This is a genomic window from Acinetobacter sp. 24-47-39, assembly GCF_056783825.1.
Genome location: NZ_JBWYIP010000011.1, coordinates 52,408 through 77,237 on the forward strand (window position 1 = coordinate 52,408; position 24,830 = coordinate 77,237).

The 24,830-nt window shown below is 38.9% G+C and carries 20 protein-coding genes; 7 read left to right on the forward strand and 13 right to left on the reverse strand.

Annotated features, from left to right (window positions below):
* Positions 1-6 precede the first annotated feature (6 nt).
* Together AC1M9C_RS10885 and AC1M9C_RS10890 are read left to right on the forward strand one after the other, a co-directional pair.
* A complete protein-coding gene (locus AC1M9C_RS10885) occupies positions 7-531 on the forward strand; it encodes a flavin reductase family protein (protein WP_035266396.1) in 525 nt (174 codons plus the stop codon).
* Between the two features lie 53 nt (positions 532-584).
* Positions 585-1,529, forward strand: coding sequence for a SphA family protein (locus tag AC1M9C_RS10890; protein ID WP_481587662.1), 945 nt, complete (start codon positions 585-587; stop codon positions 1,527-1,529).
* Between the two features lie 48 nt (positions 1,530-1,577).
* Here the strand turns inward: AC1M9C_RS10890 and AC1M9C_RS10895 are convergent, their stop codons facing one another.
* A complete protein-coding gene (locus tag AC1M9C_RS10895) occupies positions 1,578-2,615 on the reverse strand; it encodes an AraC family transcriptional regulator (protein WP_481587661.1) in 1,038 nt (345 codons plus the stop codon).
* Between the two features lie 460 nt (positions 2,616-3,075).
* Between AC1M9C_RS10895 and AC1M9C_RS10900 the strand changes: the two genes are divergently transcribed.
* Positions 3,076-4,056, forward strand: a complete 981-nt coding sequence (locus AC1M9C_RS10900) for an AraC family transcriptional regulator (protein WP_180028208.1) — start codon at positions 3,076-3,078, stop codon at positions 4,054-4,056.
* A gap of 42 nt (positions 4,057-4,098) precedes the next feature.
* Here the strand turns inward: AC1M9C_RS10900 and AC1M9C_RS10905 are convergent, their stop codons facing one another.
* The 11 genes from AC1M9C_RS10905 to AC1M9C_RS10955 all read right to left on the reverse strand — a co-directional run bounded on the left by AC1M9C_RS10905 (position 4,099) and on the right by AC1M9C_RS10955 (position 19,787).
* Positions 4,099-5,442: an MFS transporter gene (locus AC1M9C_RS10905; RefSeq protein WP_092767747.1), complete on the reverse strand. Its 1,344-nt coding sequence runs from the start codon at positions 5,440-5,442 to the stop codon at positions 4,099-4,101.
* Positions 5,443-5,540: 98 nt separating this feature from the next.
* Positions 5,541-6,575, reverse strand: a complete 1,035-nt coding sequence (gene antC / locus AC1M9C_RS10910; RefSeq protein ID WP_180028207.1) for an anthranilate 1,2-dioxygenase electron transfer component AntC — start codon at positions 6,573-6,575, stop codon at positions 5,541-5,543.
* Positions 6,576-6,586: 11 nt separating this feature from the next.
* Positions 6,587-7,078, reverse strand: coding sequence for an anthranilate 1,2-dioxygenase small subunit (gene antB / locus AC1M9C_RS10915; protein WP_035266119.1), 492 nt, complete (start codon positions 7,076-7,078; stop codon positions 6,587-6,589).
* Between the two features lie 2 nt (positions 7,079-7,080).
* Positions 7,081-8,517 carry an anthranilate 1,2-dioxygenase large subunit gene (gene antA / locus AC1M9C_RS10920; RefSeq protein ID WP_035266117.1) on the reverse strand — a complete coding sequence of 479 codons (1,437 nt, stop codon included), beginning with the start codon at positions 8,515-8,517 and terminating at the stop codon, positions 7,081-7,083.
* A 230-nt stretch (positions 8,518-8,747) separates the two neighbouring features.
* Complete coding sequence (locus tag AC1M9C_RS10925) at positions 8,748-10,751, reverse strand: esterase/lipase family protein (RefSeq protein WP_481587692.1); 2,004 nt, start codon at positions 10,749-10,751, stop codon at positions 8,748-8,750.
* Positions 10,752-10,866: 115 nt separating this feature from the next.
* The gene (locus AC1M9C_RS10930; RefSeq protein ID WP_481587658.1) at positions 10,867-11,784 is read right to left on the reverse strand and encodes an ABUW_2363 family tetratricopeptide repeat lipoprotein; all 918 of its coding nucleotides are present in this window, start codon (positions 11,782-11,784) and stop codon (positions 10,867-10,869) included.
* 110 nt (positions 11,785-11,894) lie between these two features.
* A complete protein-coding gene (gene cysE / locus AC1M9C_RS10935; protein ID WP_035266113.1) occupies positions 11,895-12,707 on the reverse strand; it encodes a serine O-acetyltransferase in 813 nt (270 codons plus the stop codon).
* Positions 12,700-13,542, reverse strand: a complete 843-nt coding sequence (locus AC1M9C_RS10940) for an RNA methyltransferase (protein ID WP_481587657.1) — start codon at positions 13,540-13,542, stop codon at positions 12,700-12,702. Before AC1M9C_RS10940 ends, cysE begins: the two co-directional genes overlap by 8 nt.
* A gap of 13 nt (positions 13,543-13,555) precedes the next feature.
* Positions 13,556-17,134, reverse strand: coding sequence for a DNA polymerase III subunit alpha (gene dnaE, locus AC1M9C_RS10945; RefSeq protein WP_481953675.1), 3,579 nt, complete (start codon positions 17,132-17,134; stop codon positions 13,556-13,558).
* Positions 17,135-17,306: 172 nt separating this feature from the next.
* On the reverse strand, positions 17,307-18,365 hold the full coding sequence (locus AC1M9C_RS10950) for a type II asparaginase (protein WP_481953676.1): 1,059 nt from the start codon (positions 18,363-18,365) through the stop codon (positions 17,307-17,309).
* Between the two features lie 186 nt (positions 18,366-18,551).
* Positions 18,552-19,787: a pyridoxal phosphate-dependent aminotransferase gene (locus AC1M9C_RS10955; RefSeq protein WP_092767759.1), complete on the reverse strand. Its 1,236-nt coding sequence runs from the start codon at positions 19,785-19,787 to the stop codon at positions 18,552-18,554.
* A 151-nt stretch (positions 19,788-19,938) separates the two neighbouring features.
* On the opposite strand from AC1M9C_RS10955, the gene msrB reads away from it, so the two are divergent.
* Together msrB and AC1M9C_RS10965 are read left to right on the forward strand one after the other, a co-directional pair.
* Complete coding sequence (gene msrB / locus AC1M9C_RS10960; RefSeq protein WP_035266138.1) at positions 19,939-20,358, forward strand: peptide-methionine (R)-S-oxide reductase MsrB; 420 nt, start codon at positions 19,939-19,941, stop codon at positions 20,356-20,358.
* Positions 20,355-20,837 carry a glutathione peroxidase gene (locus AC1M9C_RS10965; protein ID WP_035266096.1) on the forward strand — a complete coding sequence of 161 codons (483 nt, stop codon included), beginning with the start codon at positions 20,355-20,357 and terminating at the stop codon, positions 20,835-20,837. The genes msrB and AC1M9C_RS10965 overlap by 4 nt, the downstream gene beginning before the upstream one ends.
* A gap of 37 nt (positions 20,838-20,874) precedes the next feature.
* Here the strand turns inward: AC1M9C_RS10965 and AC1M9C_RS10970 are convergent, their stop codons facing one another.
* Complete coding sequence (locus AC1M9C_RS10970) at positions 20,875-22,395, reverse strand: flavin-containing monooxygenase (RefSeq protein ID WP_481953677.1); 1,521 nt, start codon at positions 22,393-22,395, stop codon at positions 20,875-20,877.
* 155 nt (positions 22,396-22,550) lie between these two features.
* Between AC1M9C_RS10970 and AC1M9C_RS10975 the strand changes: the two genes are divergently transcribed.
* On the forward strand, positions 22,551-23,561 hold the full coding sequence (locus AC1M9C_RS10975; RefSeq protein ID WP_481953678.1) for an AraC family transcriptional regulator: 1,011 nt from the start codon (positions 22,551-22,553) through the stop codon (positions 23,559-23,561).
* Between the two features lie 100 nt (positions 23,562-23,661).
* The gene (zapE, locus tag AC1M9C_RS10980) at positions 23,662-24,804 is read left to right on the forward strand and encodes a cell division protein ZapE (RefSeq protein WP_481587652.1); all 1,143 of its coding nucleotides are present in this window, start codon (positions 23,662-23,664) and stop codon (positions 24,802-24,804) included.
* Positions 24,805-24,830: the final 26 nt, after the last annotated feature.

Here is a 24,830-nt window from a genome sequence, read left to right on the forward strand (position 1 = left end):
TTAAAAATGGATGTATTAGATAAAATTAATCTGCAAGAGATTGACATCAGTAATCCTCGCGAGATTCGTAATCTTCTTGGTCAGTTTGCCACAGGTGTTACCGTAATCACCACACGTGGAACGGATGGACGAAAAGTGGGTATGACAGCCAATTCATTTTCTTCGTTGTCATTAGATCCACCGCTGGTATTGTGGAGCTTGTCGAAAACAGCACCAAGTTTGCCCGATTTTGTTGCAGCTGAGCACTTTGCAATTCATATGTTAACGAAGGAGCAGCATCAGCTTTCTACCCATTTTGCCCGTGGTGCACAAGATAAGTTTGCCACAGTTGATCATGGTGAATGTGATACAGGTGTTCCATTACTGAACGAAGCACTTGCTACACTTGTCTGTAAAAATGTACAGCAATACGAAGGTGGCGATCACTTAATTTTTATCGGTGAAATTCAAAAATATCAACAAACTGCTGGTGAGCCCTTAGTGTTTCATGCTGGTCGTTACCAAATTGCAGCGAGCCATCCAGACCTTTAATCATTGCTTTAAAAACCACGATGAATAATCGTGGTTTTTTATGGGAAATATACATGAAAAATAAAATCATATTAAGTGCTTTAACCTTGTTTACTACAGCAAATTCATCACATGTTCTTGCTTATGATTTACCGACTGTGAATTTGGGTATGACCAGTTTTCTAGATGGTGGACTACCAGCTGGACCTGGTTGGTATTCGCAAACGTATTTTCAACATTATGACAGTGACAAGTTGAGAGATGCGAGTGGACAAAAGCTTCCGTTGCCCAAAACAGATTTAAATTATCAAGTGATTGTCGAGCAATTAAGTTACATGTCGACCTATAAACCGACTGCTCATTCAAGTCTAGGTCTGAATTTACTTATCCCTTATTTAAGTAAAATCAGTGTTGACGATGGTTTAAATAATCAAGCCTTAAAAGCTAAAAGTGGATTTGGAGATTTGATGATTGGTCCATTTCTCCAGTTTGATCCAGTCATGGGTGAACAGGGACCAAAGTTTGTCCATCGAATAGAATTACAGATAAATTTGCCAACAGGGGAATATCAGCAAAACCGTGATATTAATCCGGGTAATAATGCATTTTCCTTCAATCCATATTGGGCTGCAACGTATTGGTTTAATCCGAAATGGACAGCTTCGACACGCGCTCATTATTTGTATAATTTTAAAAATGATGATCCAACTTATGGTTTTGGTGCTGCTGATGACATCCAAGCGGGGCAAGCAGTACACATTAACCTAGCATCTGAATATGCTGTACATGATCAGATTCGGTTGGGTCTAAGTGGATACTACTTAAAACAGCTTACCGATACTAAAGTTGATGGTGTAAAAGTCGATGGTCGCAAAGAAAGTGTGTGGGCAGTTGGACCTGGACTTATGTATAGCCACTCGCCAAAAAATCATGTAGTCGCAAATGCATATTTTGAGCATGATGCAAAAAATAGAACTGAAGGCGATCGATTCCAAATTCGATACATTCATCATTTCTAATCAAAAAAGCCTGTGATTTCACAGGCTTTTTTATTGGCAGACATAAAATTAAGAGAAGAGTGAATTTTGTGTAATCTTACGCGTTGATGATGGCAGCTCGCCATAACGACGTTTGTACTCTTGTGAAAAACGACCTAAATGAGTAAAGCCCCACTTAAATGCAACATCAGTGACCGTGGCATGTTCATTATTCATCAGTTCAAGATGAGCTTGTTCAAAACGAAGCTCACGTAAATATGCCATAGGGGTAATGCCAAAATGGTTTTTGAATCCTGCAAAGAGTGTTCGTGCACTTACACCTGATTGTTCAGCCAAGACTTCTATGTTGAGTGGTTCATGTAAGTGGTGGTGAATGTATGCTTCAGCACGTTTGATAAAGTAGGGCGCTAATTTTTTCTCATGATGAGAATTTGCTTTAAAAAAAGCATTATTTGGTTGTCCATAAATAAGAGCATTAAATAGATTTGATTCAAACTGCTTAAATGCAAGTGGGTGGTGGAGAGGATGATGCTCACATTTAAGTGCATCGATCATGGTTCTCAAAAGTTGCAGAAAATAACCACCAGATTGGGTGGTAAAATCAAGTCGAGGATTAAAAATTACATTTTTTTGTTCAGATTTCACGATATGTTGCTGACAATGATGTGCAAAATCATCTTTTGAAATTTTGAGAATGAGTTGAGGGGAGTGAGCACGCCAGCGCATTCTGAATGATTGGTCAGGTGAGATAATTGACGCTACTTCTGAGTATGAAATAAATTTATCTTGACCAAATTCAATTTCAGCATAGCCTCGAGTAGGAATCTGAATAAGATAAAACTTTTCAAGTTGATCTGGTTCGATCAATACATCTGCGCCATATTCCAAGCGGCTGATAGAAAGAGCCCCAGTTTGAACATGATGCATGCTTGCACTAAAATTTTTAGCTGATTTTAACACTTTTAGAGCATGAGGCTTAAAAATTTGCCCTACATTTTTACAAGTTTCGCTCAAATCTGCTTGATTGAAGACCAAGTTTTGACTGTTGAAAATTGATTCATTACTAAAATTTTGCCCAGTTAGCTGAGAGGAATGAAGCTGGTTCATTGTGAATCCTTTTGGCTCATTAGTAGTCCGTACCATGACAGTAGTGTTAAATTGATATCATGGAATGAGATTTACGATATAAATAAATGAAGCAATATTCAGACCAGAAATAATAATTTTAAAATTTAATAGCTATAGTGGTAATTGAAAAAAATTACATTTATTTATATCAGTCCTATCCTTAGGACGTTATTTAAAAATCTATCTCTATAATCGCTGAATGTCAAATAAAACCGAATTTTTTATCATTATTATTTTAATATAAGTTAATGAAAATAATATAAAAAATAAAAATACCTATTAAGTAATATAAGATACCAAATTAGTATTTTTTAATTTACTAATCTGTGTTCAAAAATATATGTAAATATTTAGTCGAAGCGAAGAGACTTTATTTCGACATTATTATTAAAAATGTTTTATAGTATTTATCATGATTCAAAATAGCTAGGTGAACAGGATGATCACACTCAGCCAACATAAGGATCTTAGTCACGCATCGCGTGAATTGAATGTTGCTCAACGATTAATGAGCCTTATTTGTGGTTCACATCAATTAGAAACTGCTCGTAAAGATCAGCTTGATTTTCATTATTCAGGTATACGCTTGCCGAGTAAAAAAATGGCAATTGGCTGTATCAGTTATGGCACAGATGTGTCTATTCAAATTCAGCAGCTAGGTGCATACAGTATCAGTTTGCCTATTCATGGACAGCAAACATTGCGTATGAATGGAGAAACTCATTTATCACATAGTAATAATGGAATCATTGTTTCTAGTCAGGATCAGCAAGAACTCATCATTCACCGTAATTGTAAAAAATTTCAAGTGGTGATTCCTGAAGAAAGTGTCAAATCTGTACTTTCCAATTTGCTTTCTAAACCTGTTAAAGAGCGGGTGATTTTTGAGCCAGATATGCCATTTAGTGAAGATAACTTCCTAAGATTGTGGTGGAATAATATTCAACAATGTTTATCGCTCAGGCAAGATTATTCTCGTTTTGATGGTTTAAATCTGCTTTCTCAAGATTATGAAAGTTTTTTGATTAAGGCTTTGCTTTTAACCCAGCACAATAATTATTCCAATGAATTAAGATCGCTCCAAGAGTATCAGCTTCCGAAGCCAGTCATGGTGGTCAGAGAGTTTATCCATCGTTTTGCTGATCAAGAGTTGGATGCATCAGATTTAGTCATGATATCGGGAACTTCAAAATCGACTTTATACCGTGAGTTTCAACAAGCGCTGCATATGAGTCCTATGGATTATTTAAAAAACTATAGACTTGAACAGATTCATCATGCTTTGCTGCAGAACAATGCAAATATTTCCATTTCAAGATTGGCTTATGACTGGGGATTCAGACATTTAGGACGATTTTCTCAAGAATACAAAGCCAAATATGGGGTTCTCCCGAGTGAAACTCTTAAAATTATGTTTTAAAAAAAGCCCCTTTATTGGGGCTTTTTAATGACCGAGTTGAGATTACTGCGTTACCTCTGCAGTTGCAGTATTGGCTGATTCAGGTTGTTTTAGTCCTTTTAATGCGAGCGCAATAAACGAAATAAATGTCGGAATTGCTAGGACATAGAAAATACCTGCAAGAGATAATTCAAATGTAAAAATCAGTGATCCGTAGAATGCACCTAAGATCGCACCGATACGACCAATACCATGCATCCATGATACACCTACACCACGGCAAACTGAAGGATAGAACAGCGCTGTTAGCGGAAGTAATGATGATTGAGCACCCACTAATAATGCGCCGATTAAGAAAATTGCAATACCGAGTAAAACAATACTTTGACTCACAAATGCTGCAACGAAGAACAATACAAATGCTGCGAGATAAGAATATTTAATCACAGTATTTGGATTGACTTTGTCCATATACCACCCCATAAAGCATGCACCTATTACACCGCCGAATGGGAAAATCGCTGCAATTAAACTAAACTGTTCTGTTGTGAATCCAGCGGTTTTAAGAATAGTTGGCATCCAGCTGGTTAACAGATAAAACACCATTAGGCTGGTAAAGCAACACAGCCAAAGCATTGCCGAACCCCAAAAGTATTTGCTAAACAAAATTTTAACAGGGCTTTGTTTAGGATCTAATACTTCTGCTTCAGGTAGAACAAATACAGTACTTTGATCAAATGTTTGACCGTGAATTTTCTCAAGAATTGGTTTTGCTTTTTCTTGACGATTTTGTTTGATGAGGTATTGAGGTGATTCAGGTAACTTGGTAATCAAAAATACCAATACAATAAGTGGGATTACACCGCCAATAATAATGACATTTGCCCACCCTTGATTCTCTAATAAGAACGCAGATAAGACACCGCCACTTGAGATCCCTAACATAAATCCGCAACCTGCTAATCCGGTCAGGAATGCTTTACGTTTTAGAGGCATGTATTCGGATACCATTGTACTGATATTCGGCATAGCCGCACCAAGTCCGACCCCTGTAATAAAACGATAGATCATAAGTTCTTGCGTGTTAGAAGCAAATCCACACATGATGGTGAAAATTGAAAACAACAAAGTCGTCATTACGATGACACCCTTGCGTCCAAATTTATCTGATAATGGTCCTGAGATAATGGCGCCGATCGACATGCCTACTAAGGCCGCACTGAGCACAGGTGCTAGATCTGGTTTTGAAATACCCCAATCATCTAACAATGCTGGTGCAATAAAGCCTAAGATGCCAGTGTCTAATCCATCACAGAAAAAAACCAAAAACCCCAGAAAGAAAACTGTCCATTGTAAAGGGGACATTTTTTCCCGATCAATAACGTCATTTACAATTATTTTTTGCATTTAAAATTTCCATATATTCAAACGTTAGAACAAAAAAGGACTATCGTTTGCAAAGAATATTAACGATAGTCCTTAGTGATTGTCATCAGCTCATTTAATTATCTTGAGCTATGACTTTGAATAAACTTCTCACTGTAAACACGTCCGTTGTCTATCTGGTGATCAGCTAACCAATTTTTGACAGCATCGATCATTGGTGGCGGACCACACAAATACATATCGAATGCTGATTCGCTTAATTGCGATTGATCTAAATGTTCGTGGATAAATCCTTTTTTTCCAGTCCAATCATTAGAAGGTTGTCCGATTACGGGATGATACTCAAAGTGTGGAATCTTAGCTGAGTATGCTTTTAACCTTTCTTGTTCACACAAATCTTGCTCTTTGTTTACACCATAATATAGATGTACTGGTGGAATTTGAGGTTGTTTCACAATTTGATCTAGCATTCCTAAAAATGCTGACAATCCAGTACCTCCTGCGACAAAGACTAATGGCTTTTCTTTTTCCACTTCGCGAAGATAAAAACTTCCTAAAGGTGCTTCGAGTAAAATTGTATCCCCAACTTTTGCTCGATCTCGCAGATAGTCACTCATGAGACCTTGCGGGAGTAAGCGAATTAAAAACTGTAATTGATTACCTTCATTGGGTAAATTGGCAAAGGAATAAGAACGCCAATCATTTGCACCAGGAATTTTTAATCGAGCATATTGACCCGGTAAATAATCAATTTTCTGCGTATGTTGACTGGCATCTACATGAATGATTGCCGTAGTTTCAGAGACTAATTCTACGTGAGTCACTTTGGTTTCGAGTTGAAGTGTTTCACCAGCATTACAGAAACTTGAGTCATGATCGAAATAGAATGCAGCATTCGATTGCACTCGTGTTTGACAAGCTAAAATTTTACGCTCTGCCAGATCACGTTCGGTTAATGCTTCTTCATCGACATAATCTTGAGTGTAATTGCCACTTTCACATTGCCCTTGACAGGTTGCGCAAACGCCTTCACGGCAGTCTAAAGGCAATGTGATACCTTGACGGAACGCAGCATCAAGTAAAAGCTCATCATTATTCACAGAGATAAAGAACGTTTTACCATCTGCAAAGTTGAGTGCAACAGAATGACTCATTCTTTTACTCCTTAAACGTGGTAGAAGTCGAGCACAGAATCAATTTTGTCATTCAACAAAATGGTGTGCTGTTTACGAATGCGGAAAGTGTCTTCATGTTGACGAAGGATATAAGTGACATGACCGTAAAAATAGCCTTCTAAACCTTGGCGGTTATAGAATGTCGACCAACCCGCTTTAACTTCTAATAATCCGTCTTCAAGTGTTTTTACACGGATGTTGTGAATCGCATGCATGAGACGCGGAAGGGGCGTAGCTGATGCAGCTTTACCAGTTCCTATACGGAATACGCGATCTTCAAGGCCAGCACGGTTTTCATAATAGATATATGAAAGCCCTTGGTTTGGATCAGTGACGTATTCATGGTCACTAATCCATTGTGGAATGTGGTATTCGCTGTCTTCGTCATAGAGTTCTAGATATGCGTCCCATTCATAGTTGTCACAAAGCGCAGATTTTTCATATAAAAATTGAGAAACTTGATGTACAAGAGCTTGTGTCATGATTAAGCCTCCTCAGTTGTCGCTTGTGATGCAGGGCATTCGTGTGGTTCAGAAGTATCTTCAGTGAGTTTAAGTGCTTTATTTTTTAAGCCTTTTAACATGAGATCGCGCCAAACTTGGTGTTGATTGACATATAAACCTTCTTGAGTGATTTCAGTACCCGTGATGACTGGTTTGATCCCTAATGTTTGAGCATTCGGGCTGTCGCCATAATTCCACTTGTGATAACCGCGCGAAATGTCACTCCAGCGTTCTAAACGAGCTTGGAAACCACGCTGTTGTTCACGGAATTCGACTAAATCGTCAGGTGTGCCTAAGCCCGATACGTTGAAGAAATCTTCGAATTGACGAATACGGTTACGACGTGCTTCAGCCGACTCACCTTTAACACCAATACACTGGCTAATGACTTCAGTTTTATTCCACGCAACTGGACGAATAATACGAAGTTGCGAACTGATTTGATCCATAAAGAAAAGGCTTGGGTATAAGTTCAAGTTTCTGAGACGGTGCATTGCCCATTCAGCACGTTTTTGACCATATTTCTCAACCAGATATGGCATTACAGTTGCGTAACCAGGACGTACAGTTGGGTTAGGCATGTCACTAAACAAAACGTTATGACCATTTTTAAATGAGAACCAACCATCATCAGTTGTGTCATCACCAGCACCTAATTTACTGTAATCAAGTGTGTCTTTTGGCCCTGTCCCTTTTTGTGCATTCAGTTGCTGACGATATTGAACTGTAGATACATAGTTATAGTGAACAGTACTTACGTGGTAGCCATCTACACCATTTTCATTTTGCAGCTTCCAGTTTCCTGCAAAGGTATATGCTGATTTACCCGGTAAAACTTCTAATTCACCTGTAGGTGATTGTTCAACCATAAGATCAAGGAAAACACGTGTATCACCTAAATAATCTTCTAAAGTGTCTGTAGCTGTTGTATCTAAGCTAACGAAGACAAATCCTTTATAACTGGCAATACGTGCTTTTTTTAGACCTCGTGATGATTTATCAAAGTCATCACAATACTCACCAGGAGCTTTAACTTTTACGAGACGACCATCCGATTTGTAACACCAAGCATGGAACGGGCAGGTAAATGTGGATTGATTACCTTTAGCAACTCGGGTTAATGTAGCACCACGGTGCTCGCAGGCATTGACCATTGCATTTAAATTACCTTGACCATCACGGTTAATGATGAGCGGTTGGCGACCAATTTGAACAGTGACAAAGTCATTTGGTTTTGGAATTTCACTTTCATGACACGCGTAGATCCACACCTTTTCAAAGATCATTTCCATTTCTAGATCAAAAAGTTCTGGTTCAGTAAACATGTCACGTGCGATACGATAGACGCCATCCTCTGGTCGAAAATCGATACATCCTTCAATAAAATCATGCCATTCGATGCTGCTACGAGATCCCATGGTCTAACTCCTTATATCACTTGATTTCATTTATCTTTGAATCTATTGAACAGTGATTAAGGGAGTCAGGCTATCCAGTTTGTTCTAATCGTTATCCATTTTTTCTCAAATATTTTATGGAGAAGGTAATTAAAAATATGAGTGGGATTCAAAAGTCGTCATTTGGGACTAGAAAAACAAAAAGCCGATGCATCTTTGATACATCGGCTGATTAAAGCTAAAGGAAATCGTTATTTGGCAATTCCAAGCTCTGTCAAATGAAGTCTGAGGATTCGTCTTAATTCCAACACAGCTTCTGGTGTTTCCTGAATTGAGTGCCCACCTTTGATAATAATCTCAGATTGTGCCCTTTTAAGATGCGCACTCTGATAAGGCACGATCCCATCTGACATAACAGTAGGATCTTTACTCTCAGTCACATTCCCCATGATGGAGTGAAATTTAAACCCTTTAACCGGCGTCACAGGTGAGGTTAATTTGGTGAAAGGAGAGTTGTGACTCAGATCACTCGGACCATTTTGAATCAGTCCATGACCTAAGTCTTTGACAAAATGTTTAATATTAATATCTTTATCTGAGAGCGATTCAGCAAATGCACCCAAAAATGCACCTGGTAACTTGATCACTTTACGAGCAGCTCGTGTAAACCAACGATCAGCATAATCTGTCCCTCGATGAGGTGCTGCTAAGAAAATTGCACGATTAAACTGTGGCACAGGTTTGATTTGTAAACGAGCTTTAAATAAAGGCTCATTCTTAAAGCGGCTAATTTGAGAATTTTTTAATTGAGACAAAGCAGGTTGTGTTAAATCAGCTTGGCTCACCAATAATCTTGAAATAATACCACCCATACTATGTCCAATCAGAACTGCATCTTTAGCTGATGCCGTCGATTGATCAAGTGAATCAAATGCTTGTTGAATGATCGCATTCACTTGAAAGCGACTTTCTAAAATTGGCATATTGGTGGAGTAAAACACTTGCCAAACTTGATAATGTTCTCTTAGAACATTGTCTCCCATAATGTCATTGGTTAATGCAATCCAAGCTTCTGGACTGCTTGCAAGTCCATGCACCAAAACAATAATTTTTTTGTTTGGATTATAGGGTTCGAGCATAAAGAGATGAGGCATTGTGATTGTATTGTCACGATCAATCAAACTCAAATATGCAGCAGCACCTAAGTTATTTTCGGCAAGCCATAAACCATACGGTGCAGAGTAATTCGCAGCTAAGGGATAAACTTTTCCACCTACTTTTAATTGATCTAATCCATAAGGATCATAAATATTCAGAGTGAAATGTGGGTGATTCAGAATATCTTCTAGACTACTTTGACGCGCAGGCTCAGCGGTCATTGTGACTGAAAGATAACGTGGTGGATGAATGTTAGGATTACGACCATTTTTATAAGCGTGATTTAATGGATCTACAATATATTTACCTGAATCGCTATTTCGCTCTGGCGCTGGAAGCGTTGCGACAAATTCCGCACCGAAACCATCCCGACGGTTAATCGAACGCAAGCCACTAAAATTGAGATTGTAGCTTGAAAGCAGGCTATCTAATTTTTGATTAGCAATCTGAGGGTAATGGTCATAGTTGATGGTATAAATGCTTTCACCAATTTTTATTTGTTTGGGAACTTTTTCACCGGTATAGCGCATACCATAGGTCATCACCATTTTCGCCATGGCTTGATTGTAGAAATCTCGTATTTGAACTTGTCTATTATCGAAAATACGGTCGCTTGGTTGGCGTTTTGTCTTGAATAGATAGGCATAACTATAACGAATACTTTTATCAAGCATTGCTAACTGTTGGTCAAGACATTGACTATAGTTTTCTTGATGAATTTTTTTCTTTTCTTCTGACTGATATTTACTAATTAAACTGGTATTACAAGCAGAAGAATTACTGAGGGCTAATGCCCGTGTCAAATATGCTTCACTTGCAGTTGAATAAAGTTGTTCATCTTGAATTTGTTTTATTTTTTTTAGATCAGATACGCATTTATCGGGATCATTAGAACAACTTTCAGCCTCACTGCCTGTCATGGAGAGGACATTCAGACTCGCTTCACTCATTTTTTTACGCGTTAATATGCTATCTCGTTCATTCGCGATCGAGACATTAAGCGCTTGATTTTTTACACTGACGACTTGGCAACCTGTCATAAATAGTGGTGTTGCGAGCAGTAGGGCGCCGATGTATTTATTGTTCATCATAAACATATTTTCAACTGTCAGCATGAATCATTAACGCTGAGCATACGTTATTTTTAGGGAGATAAAAATAAGTGCTAAAAAAAATAGACTGAATAATCAGTCTATTTTTTATGAAATAAGATTATGATTTCGCTGGATTGTTTAAAATCTGCCAAACATTGTAACGACCTTGTTTCTCAATTTCTTGAATTAAGCGGTCAGCAACTTCAGTTTCTTCAGGATATTTCACTTTGTAATTTTTTAAAGTTGTGATTGCATTTTTCTTTTGACTCAATGCGAGGTAGTTGTTAACAGCTACGAGATAAGCTTCTTGAACACCTGCTTTGATGGCCTTATCGATATATGGAATAGCTTCTTTTTGACCACCACCTTCAGACAAAGAGAAACCAAACCAGAAGTTCGCTTCAGCGTCTTCTTTGTTGATCTTCAGGATTTGTTGTGCATATTTTAAAGATTTAGTGGTGTAAGCAGAACCAAGATCAAGGTTACGACCCAATATACTTGCTTTAAATGCACGAATTAAGATATCGAATGACGCGTTATCTTTCGCTGCTAAAGTATCTAGTTGAGCTGAAACTTCACGTAATTTAGCTTCAAAACCGCGACGTTCTTGACGATCTGTAAAGCGAGGAGGATAGTGACGTGCTTTACCTTCAACCATCTGGAGGAAGTCATCAATTTCTGTAATATCGATTTCATTTTGACCCGCTAAAACCGTGTATTTCATCGCACGTTGTGAACTATTCACAGTCGGTACGATTAATTTGTTGTGTTCGAGGATCATCTTTCTGTTTGGATTATTTGGATCAGTCACCTCAAGTTTTTGAAGTGGTGCAGCAGCAGCTTTTTTTAGTTCAAGCTCGAATACTGGTGGTTGGCTATAATTAAAAGGATTTAATGCATAAAATGGCGCACTTAAATCAGGCTCAGAAAAGACGATTGGATCGTTTGTTTTAGATTGTTTTTTTACTGCTGGAGAGCTACAAGCACTCAATAATGAAACAGCGATCATGGTGGCAATGAGGGGCTTAATCGTCATATTTTCTTCCAATATTATGTTTTTAAATTCTAGTTCAGGTTGTATCTGAGTCTATGAAAAGTCGAAACAACATGCAACTCAGATTCACCTAACTTAGTCAAACTTATACATTAAGCTTTTGATTGTGCAGTTTGAGCTTCGCACTCACGACGAACTTCGTCAATGATTTTTAACTCTTCAGCACTAAATGGTTGTCCATTACTTTGAGCGTTATTAAATGTTGGATCAAGTAATGAAAGTCGCTGACATAGAGTGTTCATGCGCTTTTCATTGTGCTGTATACGATCCAATAATACCCGCATACCTTCTAACATTGGATCAGATTGATCTTGGGTTGTCGCGTAAGGCTGAAACCCGATGCTTTCTGCATAATTGCGTCGTTCTGATTCTTTGTCCAAATCTTTTTGCTGATTTTTAATAATAAATCGCGCTGGATTACCTACGGCAGTAGCACCTTCAGGGACTTCTTTGGTGACCACAGCATTTGAACCCACTTTCGCATTTTTATGTACGGTAAATGGTCCCAAAATTTTCGCACCTGCGCCAACGACTACGCCATCTTCTAACGTTGGGTGACGTTTGCCTTTATTCCAAGTGGTGCCACCTAATGTCACGCCATGATAGAGCGTCACATCATCACCAATTTCAGCTGTTTCCCCAATGACCACACCCATACCGTGATCTATAAAAAAACGTTTGCCAATTTTGGCACCTGGGTGTATTTCGATACCAGTTGCAAAACGACTAAAAGAAGACAGCATGCGGGCTGAAGTTTTACACTCTTTTTTCCAAAGCTCATGCGCAACACGATGCATAATCAGTGCGTGAATTCCTGGATAAGTGGTTAAAACTTCAAATGTGTTGCGCGCCGCAGGATCGCGGGCAAACACAGCTTGAATATCTTCTTTAAGCTGTTTAAGCATCTTTTGATTTCTCTTTAGAATCTGACTTTTTCCATGTGCCATTGTTCAATGCCTGAACACGACTAAAAATACCTCTAAGAAGATGGTACTCCATACGATCTAATTGTATACGTCCGAATAAGCGACGCAAGCGTAAAGGCAATAATCGTGGATTTTCTGGGTCTAAAAACTCGATTTCGTGTAACATTTTTTCAAAATGAGGATAAAATTGTTCCATCTGTTGATGTGTTACCAACGGCTCATCCCAATGCATAGAATCTTCATCAGTCACTTTCATAACAGCTTGAGGATCTTCAACTTGTTCCATGAGAGCCGTGGTCGCCATTCGCATTTCATAGCAAATAATTTGAATGGCTTGAGCGACATTGAGTACGCCATAGTCTGTATTCACAGGGATGGTCACATGGTAATTCGCCATAGCCAATTCTTCATTGGTTAATCCGCGATCTTCACGCCCAAATATTACGGCTATTTCTTGTTGTTCTTTGATCACCGCTTGCATAGATTTATCAGCAGCAGGTCGAGCATCTAATAAAGGCCATGGAATAGTTCGGCTACGAGCACTTGTACCAAAGACTAAATGACAATCTGCGATGGCTTCTTCAAGCGTTTCTACAATCTGAATTTGATCAATTAAATCGGTTGCACCGGCTGCAAGTGCATCAATATCAGGATGAGGATAAATTTTAGGTGCAACTAAAACCAATTTTGAAAGCCCCATGGTTTTCATTGCTCGAAGTGCGCTACCGATATTCGCAGGCAGGGTAGTATTCACCATGACAATACGCACATGAGACAAATGCGCTGAAACAGCAGCATTATCAATTAAATTCATAAATCTTCCAAAATTAAGAGTATTGACTGACTTCCGTCATGTATTGATCCATTGCTTCATCCATACTGATCTGGTCAGGTGGAGAGGCATGTGATGTGATGACTGGTTCTGATTTTGGTTCTGCGGCGTGGGAACGTGCAGCTTTTGACTTGACATGATACTCCACATGTAAGGCCTCTTTACCAAAATAGTCGCGCAGTTTGAACAATAAGTCATCGAGTGGTGCGACATTCCATTGCGGTGGTAAATGAAAATCAGCGGTTGCATATGGAAAGTCGAGTTGTACTTGTAATGGCACATGCTGACACATATCTACATTACAAAACGGTTGAATGATCTGTGAAAGCTCTTGACCAAGATTTGGCTGAATATGCTCAGGTTGTAATTTGATGAGGATGTGATTTGCACGTTTTTGACGAATTTCGTTTAATGTAAACGCCTTAGTAAGGCGTCCCATCGGACGGTCGAAGCCTTCACGTTCATAAATTTCACCTTCAATCACGATCACTCTTTCATTCACAATAATATCTTTAAAACGTTGGAAGCGTTCATGATTTGCTGAGACTTCGATTCGAGCAGTACCATCATCGAGTGTGATCATCATGCGGTTAGGGAAATTTGCGACATCCACAACCAAGCCTGCAAATACAGTAGTTACTCCACGACGTGTTGGAGTCAGCTCATTAATTTTGTTAGAAATAAACGCTTTTAACTCGGGGCGATACACATCGATTGGGTGTCCCGTTAAATATAAACCTAAGGTGTCTTTTTCACCTTTTAAACGGACTTCATCAGACCAAGGTTTTACAGGTTTAGTAGGTTTACGTTGAACTTCTTCAACTTCACCAAATAAATCCATAATGCCTGTTTCACGGTTTGAACGAGCTTGTTCGGCAGCTTGTACAGCTTCAGGCAATTGAGCCATTAAAGTCGCGCGTTCAAGTCCGAGACAATCTAATGCTCCTGAGCGAATCAAAGCTTCAAGTGTACGTTTATTGATTTTTTTCAGATCAATGCGATGGCAGAAATCAAATAAATCTTTATATGGTCCAAGCTGCTTACGTGAATCAATCACAGATTGCATTGCTGCTTCACCAACACCCTTGATTGCACCTAGACCATACACAATGGTTTTTTCATCAATTGCATGGAATTGATAAATCGACATATTAACGGAAGGTGGTAACACGTCGAGACCATTGTTACGACAGTCATCAATCAAGAATACAATACTGTCTGTGTTTTGCATTTCCGAAGTAAGTACAGCGGACATAAACTCTGAAGGATAGTGTGCTTTTAACCAAGCCGTCTGATAAGCCACCAATGCATAGGCTGCAGCATGTGATTTGTTGAAACCATAGCCTGCAAATTTTTCCATATAGTCAAAGATATGGTTCGCCGTTTGCTCATCGATATATTTTTTTGCAGCACCTTCAATAAAGATTTGGCGTTGTTTAACCATCTCTTCAGGTTTCTTTTTACCCATCGCACGACGAAGTAAGTCCGCACCACCAAGGCTATATCCAGCACAATACTGAGCTGCTTGCATAACCTGTTCTTGATATACCATAATCCCATAGGTAGGTTCTAAGACACCTTCCAATAGGGGATGTAAGTATTCGAACTCTCCACCATGCATACGATGAATAAAGTCTGGAATTAGATCCATTGGGCCCGGGCGGTACAATGACACGAAGGCAATAATTTCTTCAAATTTACTTGGGCGTGCTTCCTTGAGCATTTTTTTCATGCCCACGGATTCAAATTGGAATACCGCAGTGGTATTTGCTTCGGCAAATATTGAATACGCCGCTTTGTCATTCAGCGGAATATTTTCAATCTTTAGAGGTATATCAAACTTTAATCGTTGGTTAATGTGCTGAATAGCATCTTCAATTACAGTAAGATTTCGCAACCCCAAGAAGTCAAATTTAACGAGTCCTGCCGCCTCAACATCATCTTTATCAAATTGAGCGACACGACCAGTACCATCTTCTTCACACAGTACAGCTGAGAAGTCCGTAATCTTGGTCGGTGCGATTACAACACCACCTGCGTGCTTACCAGTGTTACGCGTTATTCCTTCAAGTTTAAGCGCCATTTCCCAGATTTCTGATGCATCTTCATAATCTGGGTTGGATGGGTTGGTTACAATATCTTTAAGTTGTGGTTCTGCTTCTAAAGATTCTTCTAAACTTAAACCCAAAGGCTTAGTCGGGATCATTTTAGAAATACGATCTGCTAAGCCGTAAGACTTACCTAAAACTCGTGCAACATCACGAATTGCACCTTTCGCTGCCATCGTACCAAATGTTGCAATTTGAGATACAGCGTCACGCCCATAAGTTCGTGCTACATAATCAATTACACGATCACGACCTGCGATACAAAAATCCACGTCAAAGTCTGGCATCGAAACACGTTCAGGGTTTAAGAAACGTTCGAAAAGAAGTCCGTATGGCAGTGGATCTAAATCTGTAATTTTTAAACTGTATGCAACTAATGAGCCTGCACCTGAACCACGGCCCGGGCCTACAGGTACGCCATTGTTCTTGGACCACTGAATGAAGTCCATGACAATCAAGAAGTAACCTGGGAATCCCATCGAGTTAATGATCTTAATTTCGAAATCTAATCGATCGTCATATTCTTTGCGAATTTCAGGCCAGTCTTCTCCACGTTTCTCCACAGGATAAAGGTGATTAAGACGTTCTTCTAAGCCTTCTTTAGACAAATGGGCAAAGAAGGTATCAATTGTATGACCTTCAGGAATTGGATAGTCAGGTAAAAAGTATTTACCTAAGCGAAGCGTCACATTACAGCGTTTAGCAATTTCAACTGTATTTTGAATGGCACTGGGGATGTCAGCAAATAACTCCACCATTTGCGCTGTTGTTTTAAAATATTGTTCAGGGCTGTAAGTACGTGGACGACGATTATCACCCAAAACATAGCCATCCGCGATGCAGACGCGTGCTTCATGAGCTTCAAAATCTTCTTCTCTAATAAAATGAACATCATTATGAGCGACAACACCGATTTGATATTTTGCGGCTAATTTAACAGCTTCAATAATAAAATCTTCTTCTTGTGGGCGATTGGTACGCGTGAGTGCTAAATAGACACGGTTACCAAATTTTTCGATCCAAGCTTCAAGTAAGGGTTCAGCTTTTTCTGGGCTACTTGAACACAGCATTTCTCCAACATCACTTTTAATCCCTAAAAGTGCAATCATGCCCGGCGCTTGTTCTAACACCCATTCTTTTTTTACACACGGGATACTGAGTTGTTGTCCTTCAATAAAGCCGCGCGATACTACTTCAGTTAAACTACGCCAACCCTCATTATTCATCGCCAGTAAAGTCATACGATGTGATTCATCATTCAAACGAATCACACTTCCTAAAATAGGTTTAATCCCTTTTTTAAGACACGAGGTATAAAACTTCACTGCTGCATGTAAGTTCGATAAATCTGTCATCGCAAGTGCAGGCATAGAATCCTGTACAGCAGACTTCATTAGATCAGGTATACGTACGATTGATTCAGTAATAGAAAATTCTGTATGAACACCGAGATGAACAAACTGCATAGATGAGTCCTTTACAAGAGCAGAGCGTATTTTATCATGCAAAGTGATTTAGAGCTGAGAATCCACGATATTTTATATGATTCGTACAAATTATCTTCGATTTGAATAAAGGCGATTTTATGTCAATCAAAAAAAGTGCCATTCGGCACTTTTTATAACATGAAAATTGGGCTTAATATTCCCAGAACATGCGTTGTATTTCTTTTGCATCTTTGGTTTTGGTTAAAGCAAGCGCGGTTAAAATTTTAGCTTTTTGAGGGTTAAAATCATGTGCAACTACCCAACCATATTTGTCATCTGGCTGTTCGGCATTACGGAGAACAAATCCTTGTGGCACTCGTGAAGAACGTACAATTTGTATACCACTTTGCTGAAGTTGATTCAGCGTGGGAACAATATTTTTCGCGACTGAGCCGTTTCCTGTACCTGCATGGACAATGGCTTTAACCCCAGCCTTGGCATACGCTTGATAAGCATCAGGAATCATGTTGCCAGAGCCATAGACAATTTGAACTAATGGGAGTGTATCACCCTTAATATTCTCGATATTGAATTCTGACCGCTGATTAAATCGCTTAACAGAACTTCGGAACCAATAAGGTTTAGATTCTACCAACGTCCCTAAAGCTCCCCATTGGCTTACAAAGGCATTAGTATGAATATTAATGCCTTTAGTCACATCTCGAGCTGAAAAAATACTATCGTTCATAAGGACGAACACCCCCTTATTTTTTGCACTCGGGTCTGCTGCCAGAGCAACTGCACTATATAAATTTAGTGGGCCATCCGCAGATAAAGCCGTCGATGGGCGCATTGAGCCGACAACAACAATAGGTTTTTCCGTTTGTACGACTAGATTAAGAAAAAAAGCGGTTTCTTCTAAGGTATCTGTACCATGTGTAATTACAACGCCATTTACATCTGACTTTTTAACCAAATCATTGACTTGGCGGGCAAGGGAAAGTAATTCTTTGTCTGTAATGCTTTCAGAAGCAACCTGCATTGCTTGTACGCCGCTCACATTGGCTAAATCTTTAATTTGAGGGACGGCATTCAGTAAGTCATCCACTGGAACTTTTGCGGCAGTGTAAGTGGCGCTGTTGGTTGAACTAGCACCAGCACCAGCAATCGTTCCCCCAGTTGCAACGACGACAACGTTATTTTTAGCAAAGCTCGTTAGGGGTAATAACAAGCCAATCGATAGAGTCAGTGCGGTTAGCTTCTTTTTCATCTTTTTTCCTAAATGTTTTTTATAGTATTGTGCATGGATAATGCTTAATCACGATAAAGGAAAAGAAGGGTGCTTGTATATAATCAAAATGAAATTAATATCATGAAATAATCAAAATATTAAATATAAAACCCCCAGATTGAAATCTGGGGGTTTTAAATACATCATTCACATAAAACGACTGAATTAACGCATTTTCGCCAAGAATCTTCCTAAACGGTTAATCGCTTCACGAAGTTCATTTTCAGCAGGCAAGAACACCACACGGAAATGATCAGGCGTAGGCCAGTTGAATCCTGTGCCTTGTACCAATAACACTTTTTCTGCTTTGAGGAAGTCAAGCATAAACTGTTCATCATCCTGAATCGGATAAATTACAGGATCAAGTTTAGGAAAACAATACATTGCACCTTCAGGTTTAACGCAACTTACACCTGGGATTTCATTCAACATTTGCCAAGCAATATTGCGTTGCTCATACAAACGACCACCTGGACGAATTAAATCGTTGATAGACTGGTAGCCACCCAATGCAGTTTGAATAGCATATTGAGCTTGATGGTTAGCACACAGGCGCATTGACGCGAGCATGTCTAGACCTTCAATATAATCTGCTGCACGTGTCTTATCACCCGTAATTGCCATCCAGCCTGAACGGTATCCAGCGATTCGATAGGATTTAGATAATCCGTTAAATGAAATACACAGTTGATTACCCGCAAGGGCAGCGACCGATACATGTTCGATTCCATCGTAAACGATCTTATCGTAGATCTCATCAGCAAATAAAATCAGGTCATATTTTTTTGCAAGAGCGACAATTTTTTCTAATACATGGCGTGGATAAACAGCACCCGTTGGGTTGTTTGGATTGATAATCACGATCCCACGAGTATTAGGCGTAATTTTGTTTTCCATATCCTGAATATCAGGATACCAATTATCTTCTTCATCACATTTATAATGAATTGCTGTACCACCAGAAAGATTAACGGCAGCAGTCCATAATGGATAATCTGGCATTGGCACCAGCATTTCATCGCCGTCATCTAACAGGCCTTGCATAGCCATTACAATCAGCTCAGAAACACCATTCCCAATATACACATCATTGACATGCATATTGAAAATACCTTTTTGTTGATAATACTGACAAACCGCTTTGCGGGCAGGGAAAATCCCTTTTGAGTCTGTATAGCCGATTGCATTTGGTAAATTCAACGCAACATCATTGATAATTTCTTGGGGTGCTTCAAATCCGAAGGGCGCTGGGTTACCAATATTGAGTTTAATTATCTTATGTCCGGCTTCCTCCATTTCGTTGGCGGCGCGTAACACAGGTCCACGAATGTCATAGCATACATGCTCAAGCTTAGACGATTTCTTAATTTCGCGTGGAGTAGTGTTACCTAAAACGGACATATTCCCATCCAATTATTTTTGAGTGAATAAAAATAGATTACTAAATATCACAATCTATGTAGAAATTTAGCTAGAAATTTTTCAAGCTCTAGCGTAAATATGAAGGTACTGAAGCATGACATTGAATGTCAAAGATTTAAAGGAGTTAATCATGGGAAAACTCAATAAAACAGACCGAGAATGGCAAAGAGAGTTATCACCAGAGGAGTATCGCATTACCCGTCAAAAGGGAACTGAGCCTGCTTTCACAGGGCGATATTGGAATACCAAACAAGAAGGAACTTATGTTTGTCGTTGCTGTGGCGAACCTTTATTTACTTCAGAAACCAAATATGACAGTGGTTGTGGATGGCCTAGTTTTTATCGTCCAATCAACCAAACAGTCATTGAAGAACATGATGATCACTCACATGGCATGATTCGCACTGAGATTGTTTGTCATCATTGTGACGCACATCTAGGGCATGTTTTTGAGGATGGACCTGAACCTACAGGTCTTCGTTATTGTGTAAACTCAGCTTCATTAGAATTAAAAACCCAAGAAAAAAATGATGAGGAAACCTATCCATGACCAATATTTATCAATTTGAGGCAGAATTGCTAGAAGGGGAAAATAAGCAATTTTCGGACTATGAAGGTAAAGTGCTATTGATAGTCAACACAGCCAGCAAATGTGGATTTACGCCACAATTTGCAGGGTTGGAAGCGCTGTATGAAAAGTATAAAGATCAAGGTTTTGAGGTGTTAGGATTTCCGTGTAATCAATTTGGTGGGCAAGATCCGGGTACGCACGAAGAAATTGGTAGTTTTTGCCAGAGAAATTACGGTGTATCCTTTCCGATGTTCGCTAAAGTGGATGTAAAAGGTCCTGAAGCCCATGTGATTTTTCGGTATCTCACCAACAATAGCAAAGGAATTTTAGGAAGTGGAATTAAGTGGAACTTTACCAAATTTTTGATTGGAAAGGATGGCAAAGTGCTTAATCGATATGCACCTACAACTAAACCTGAAAGCATTGAAGATGATATTCAAAAAGCGCTGGCTCAGTAAAAAAAATCAGCTCAATTGAGCTGATTTTTTTATTCATTTAATTTAAGAAACGATAATCGGCTAGATTTGCATTTTTGGTTTCTAGCCAATACTTCCATGTATAACTCGGCCAAAGTGAAAAATTCTTTCCGCCTTCTTGCTGATACCAACTCACACAGCCAGATTGCCAAACTGTGCCTGCAAATTTTTCTTGGATTTTACGGTTGAATTCTTCTTGGACTACATCTTTGACCACGATTGCTTTGGTTTTGGATTTTTCTACAGCTTCAATCAATTGTAGAATATAATTCACTTGAGATTCGATCATAAAAATTACAGAGTTATGACCTAAAACAGTATTCGGGCCCAAAAGTTGAAAGAGATTTGGAAATCCTTTGGTAGAAATTCCATAGTAGCTTTCAGCACCCTCTTTCCATGCTTCTTTCAACTCAATACCATTTTCGCCATAACATTTAAAATCTTTTAAATAAATTCGTGGATCAGTAATAAAACCAGTACCGTAAATTAAACAATCTATTTCTCGTACTTGACCATCTTTGGTAACAATCGCATTTTCAGTAATTTCTTGAATGCTGTCCGTCACGAGCTCTACATTCTTGCGATTAAATGTTGGGAAATATCGATTTGATACCAGAATTCTTTTACACCCCATGGTGTAATCTGGTGTCAATTTTTTTGCTATTTCTTTATCTTTGACTTGGAAGCGAATAAAAGCTTCTGCAAGTTTTTGACCTAGTCGCATCATTTGAGGTTTTACAATCGGAACTACGCGTGATTCGTTAGACCAATATAAGCGTGCTCGATGCAATTTTCTAAACCAGTCGTATTGGGCAAATAGTTTTTTGTCTAAAGCATTATAAGCTCGTTCATCGCGCGGTATTACCCATGCAGCCGTTCTTTGAAACACGTATAACTGTTTGGTTTTCGGTGCAATCTCAGGAATATATTGAATTGCACTTCCACCTGTGCCGATACTGGCCACACGTTTACCATTCAGGTCATAAGCATGATTCCAAGATGAGGAGTGGAATACTTCGCCTTTAAATTTTTCGATTCCTTTAATCTTTGGAATTTGAGGAATATGCAATGGACCAGAGGCAAAAATAAGGAATTGACTGCGTAGAGCACTTTGATTCTTGATGGAGATTTCCCACGCATGAGCTTGCTCATCGAAGCGTGTCGAAATGACTTCGCTATCAAATTGAATAAATTTTTTTAAATCATATTCTTGAATAAGATATTGAATATATTGGAAAATTTCAGGTGCTTCAGCATATCGTTTTGTCCAATCAGATTTGGGTGCAAAAGATAATGAATACATATGAGACTGCACATCACATGCAGCACCCGGGTATTGATTTTCACGCCAAGTACCACCTACATCTGTAGCTTTTTCAAGAATAACAAAATCTTTGATACCGCGTTTAAGAAGTTGAATAGCTGTGGCTAATCCTCCAAATCCGGCGCCGATAATCGCAATTTTAGTATTTTTCTTGATGAATTGCTTTTCAGTTAAGTCGACTGAATTTGTATCTAGCTGATCTGATGTAACTTCCATTTTAATGCTCGTTCATATTATTTGAAGCTATCATAAGCAGTCTGGACTGAAACTGACATGATTTCATTGACATTTAATATTGATATTTTCGGCAATATTCTTTCCCTTTTTTTTAGGGTAAAACATATGCAACTTTAATTTTAAAATTCTGTTTTATGAAAAGGTCGATTCTCGGTTTGTTGTATCTCATACAGGGTATGCGACAGGTCGGAATAAATGTGGACGAAAGATTGGAAGCTGTCGGTTTAAAGGCGGATGCCTTAGATCCGAGTTCAACGATTCAACCTGAATTAGAACAAATCATTCAAAGAATTATTGCTAAAGGGGTTAACCCGCTGCTTGGTTTGGATGTCGGTCAACATTATGCGCTCGCAGGCTATGGTCCGCTTCTCATGCTGTTGGTCACAAGCCCGAATGTCGGTGCGGCTCTCACAAATGGAATACGCTATCAAGCGCTTACCCATTTATCGGGTAGACTTACATTAGAGCAGACGAGTGTCTATGCGGCTTTATGTTATGAACCTCTCAATTTACAAAGTGAAGTTGATGAGTTCAGGGCTCAATGTGAAATTTCAGGTACGGTTAAATTCGTGCAAGATATCTACAAAATGATAGGATTGCCTTTTCCTGAAGTGCAGATTGAATTGCCGTTTTCACGACCGAAAGAATCCATTTTTTTGAACAAGTATTTGAATTATTTCGGTGAACAAGTTCGGTTTGAACAAGACAAATTTCGACTGATTTTTGATGCAGAAATTTTAGAATTGAAGTTGCCTTCAGCTGATCAAATCACATTTAATGTCCACCAACAAAGATGTAATGCTGAAATCGAAAGATTAAATGCGCAACAATTGAATCAACATCAGTTGATTCAAAGAATTCACGATTATTTGGATTTACAAACTGGGCAGATTCCAACAATGGCAGAAACAGCTCAAGCATTGAATATTCCAGAGCGTACATTGCGGCATCAGCTTAACCAATTGGATACAAGCTATAAGCAAATACGGGAGCAACTCATTCGAGAGAAAGCGCTTCGATTGATTGAGTACAAAGAGTATTCGATTGAAGTAATAGCTGAAATGCTTGGATATTCAGAACCTGCAGCATTTAACCATGCTTTTAAAAGATGGTTTGGACAAAGTCCACGACAGTATGGGAAATAACCTCAGCATGTATGCTCAAATGGTATATGCCAAAGTGTTATTTATCATTTTTTTAAATATTCGTTATACTTCCGACGGCCTAAAAAAGTAATCAATATCTATGTTCCATTCTCATTCTTCGCAAAATAGTTTAAGTCACACTCCGCAATCACCTGCAGAACGTTATGCTCACGCAATTTCGTCAGGACAATTTATGCCTGATGATGCTCAAGCTCAAGCTGTACATGAACTTAATCGTGTTTGGGAAGAACTGATCTTACGATATAAAGCTTCTAAAAAAGCGTTTCGACGTTTTCGCCGTCAAACAGCCCCGAAGGGTGTTTATATGTGGGGTGGTGTTGGACGTGGAAAAACTTGGTTGATGGACCAGTTTTATGATGCGATACCATTCCGTCGTAAGACGCGTATGCATTTCCACCATTTTATGCAATATGTGCATAAAGAATTAAATAAAAACTCAGGACAACAAAATCCACTCGACATCGTTGCTGATCAAATTTACAAAGATGCGGTTGTGATTTGTTTTGATGAATTCTTTGTATCAAATGTCACGGATGCGATGATTTTAAGTGATTTATTCCAAAAGCTATTTGTTCGTGGAATTACACTTGTTGCGACATCAAACATTGCACCAGATGGTTTATACAAGAACGGTATTCATCGCGACCGCTTTATTCCAACGATTGAAATGGTAAAAAAGAATTGTGTCATTTTGAATGTGGATGCAGGTGTTGACTATCGTTTGCGTGTACTGAAACAAGCGCAGTTGTTCAAATCACCTTTAAGCCATGATAATCAGGTATGGATGGCACAACGTTTTTCAGCATTAACCAGTGCTCAAAATGTGAGTGAAGAACCGATCATCATTAATGGACGTAATGTCGATACAATTGGTCATACTGAAGATGTATTATGGTGTGAGTTTTCTGAACTCTGTATGAAGCCACGAAGTCCTGCGGACTTTATCGAAATTGCGAACACTTATAACACTGTCCTAGTCAGTAATGTTCCCGATCTGAATGATTATTTATCAGAAGGAACACGCCGATTCATTTATTTAGTCGATGAGTTCTATGATCGTGGTGTTAAATTATTACTAACCTCACATGCCAGTATCATTGATATATATAGTGGCGAAAAATTAGCGTTTGAAATCGAACGCACACGTTCACGCTTACTCGAAATGCAATCAGATGACTATTTACAATCTGCGCATCGACAAATTGATATGCCTGCAGAATAAATGTGAAAATTCAAAAACGAACCCAA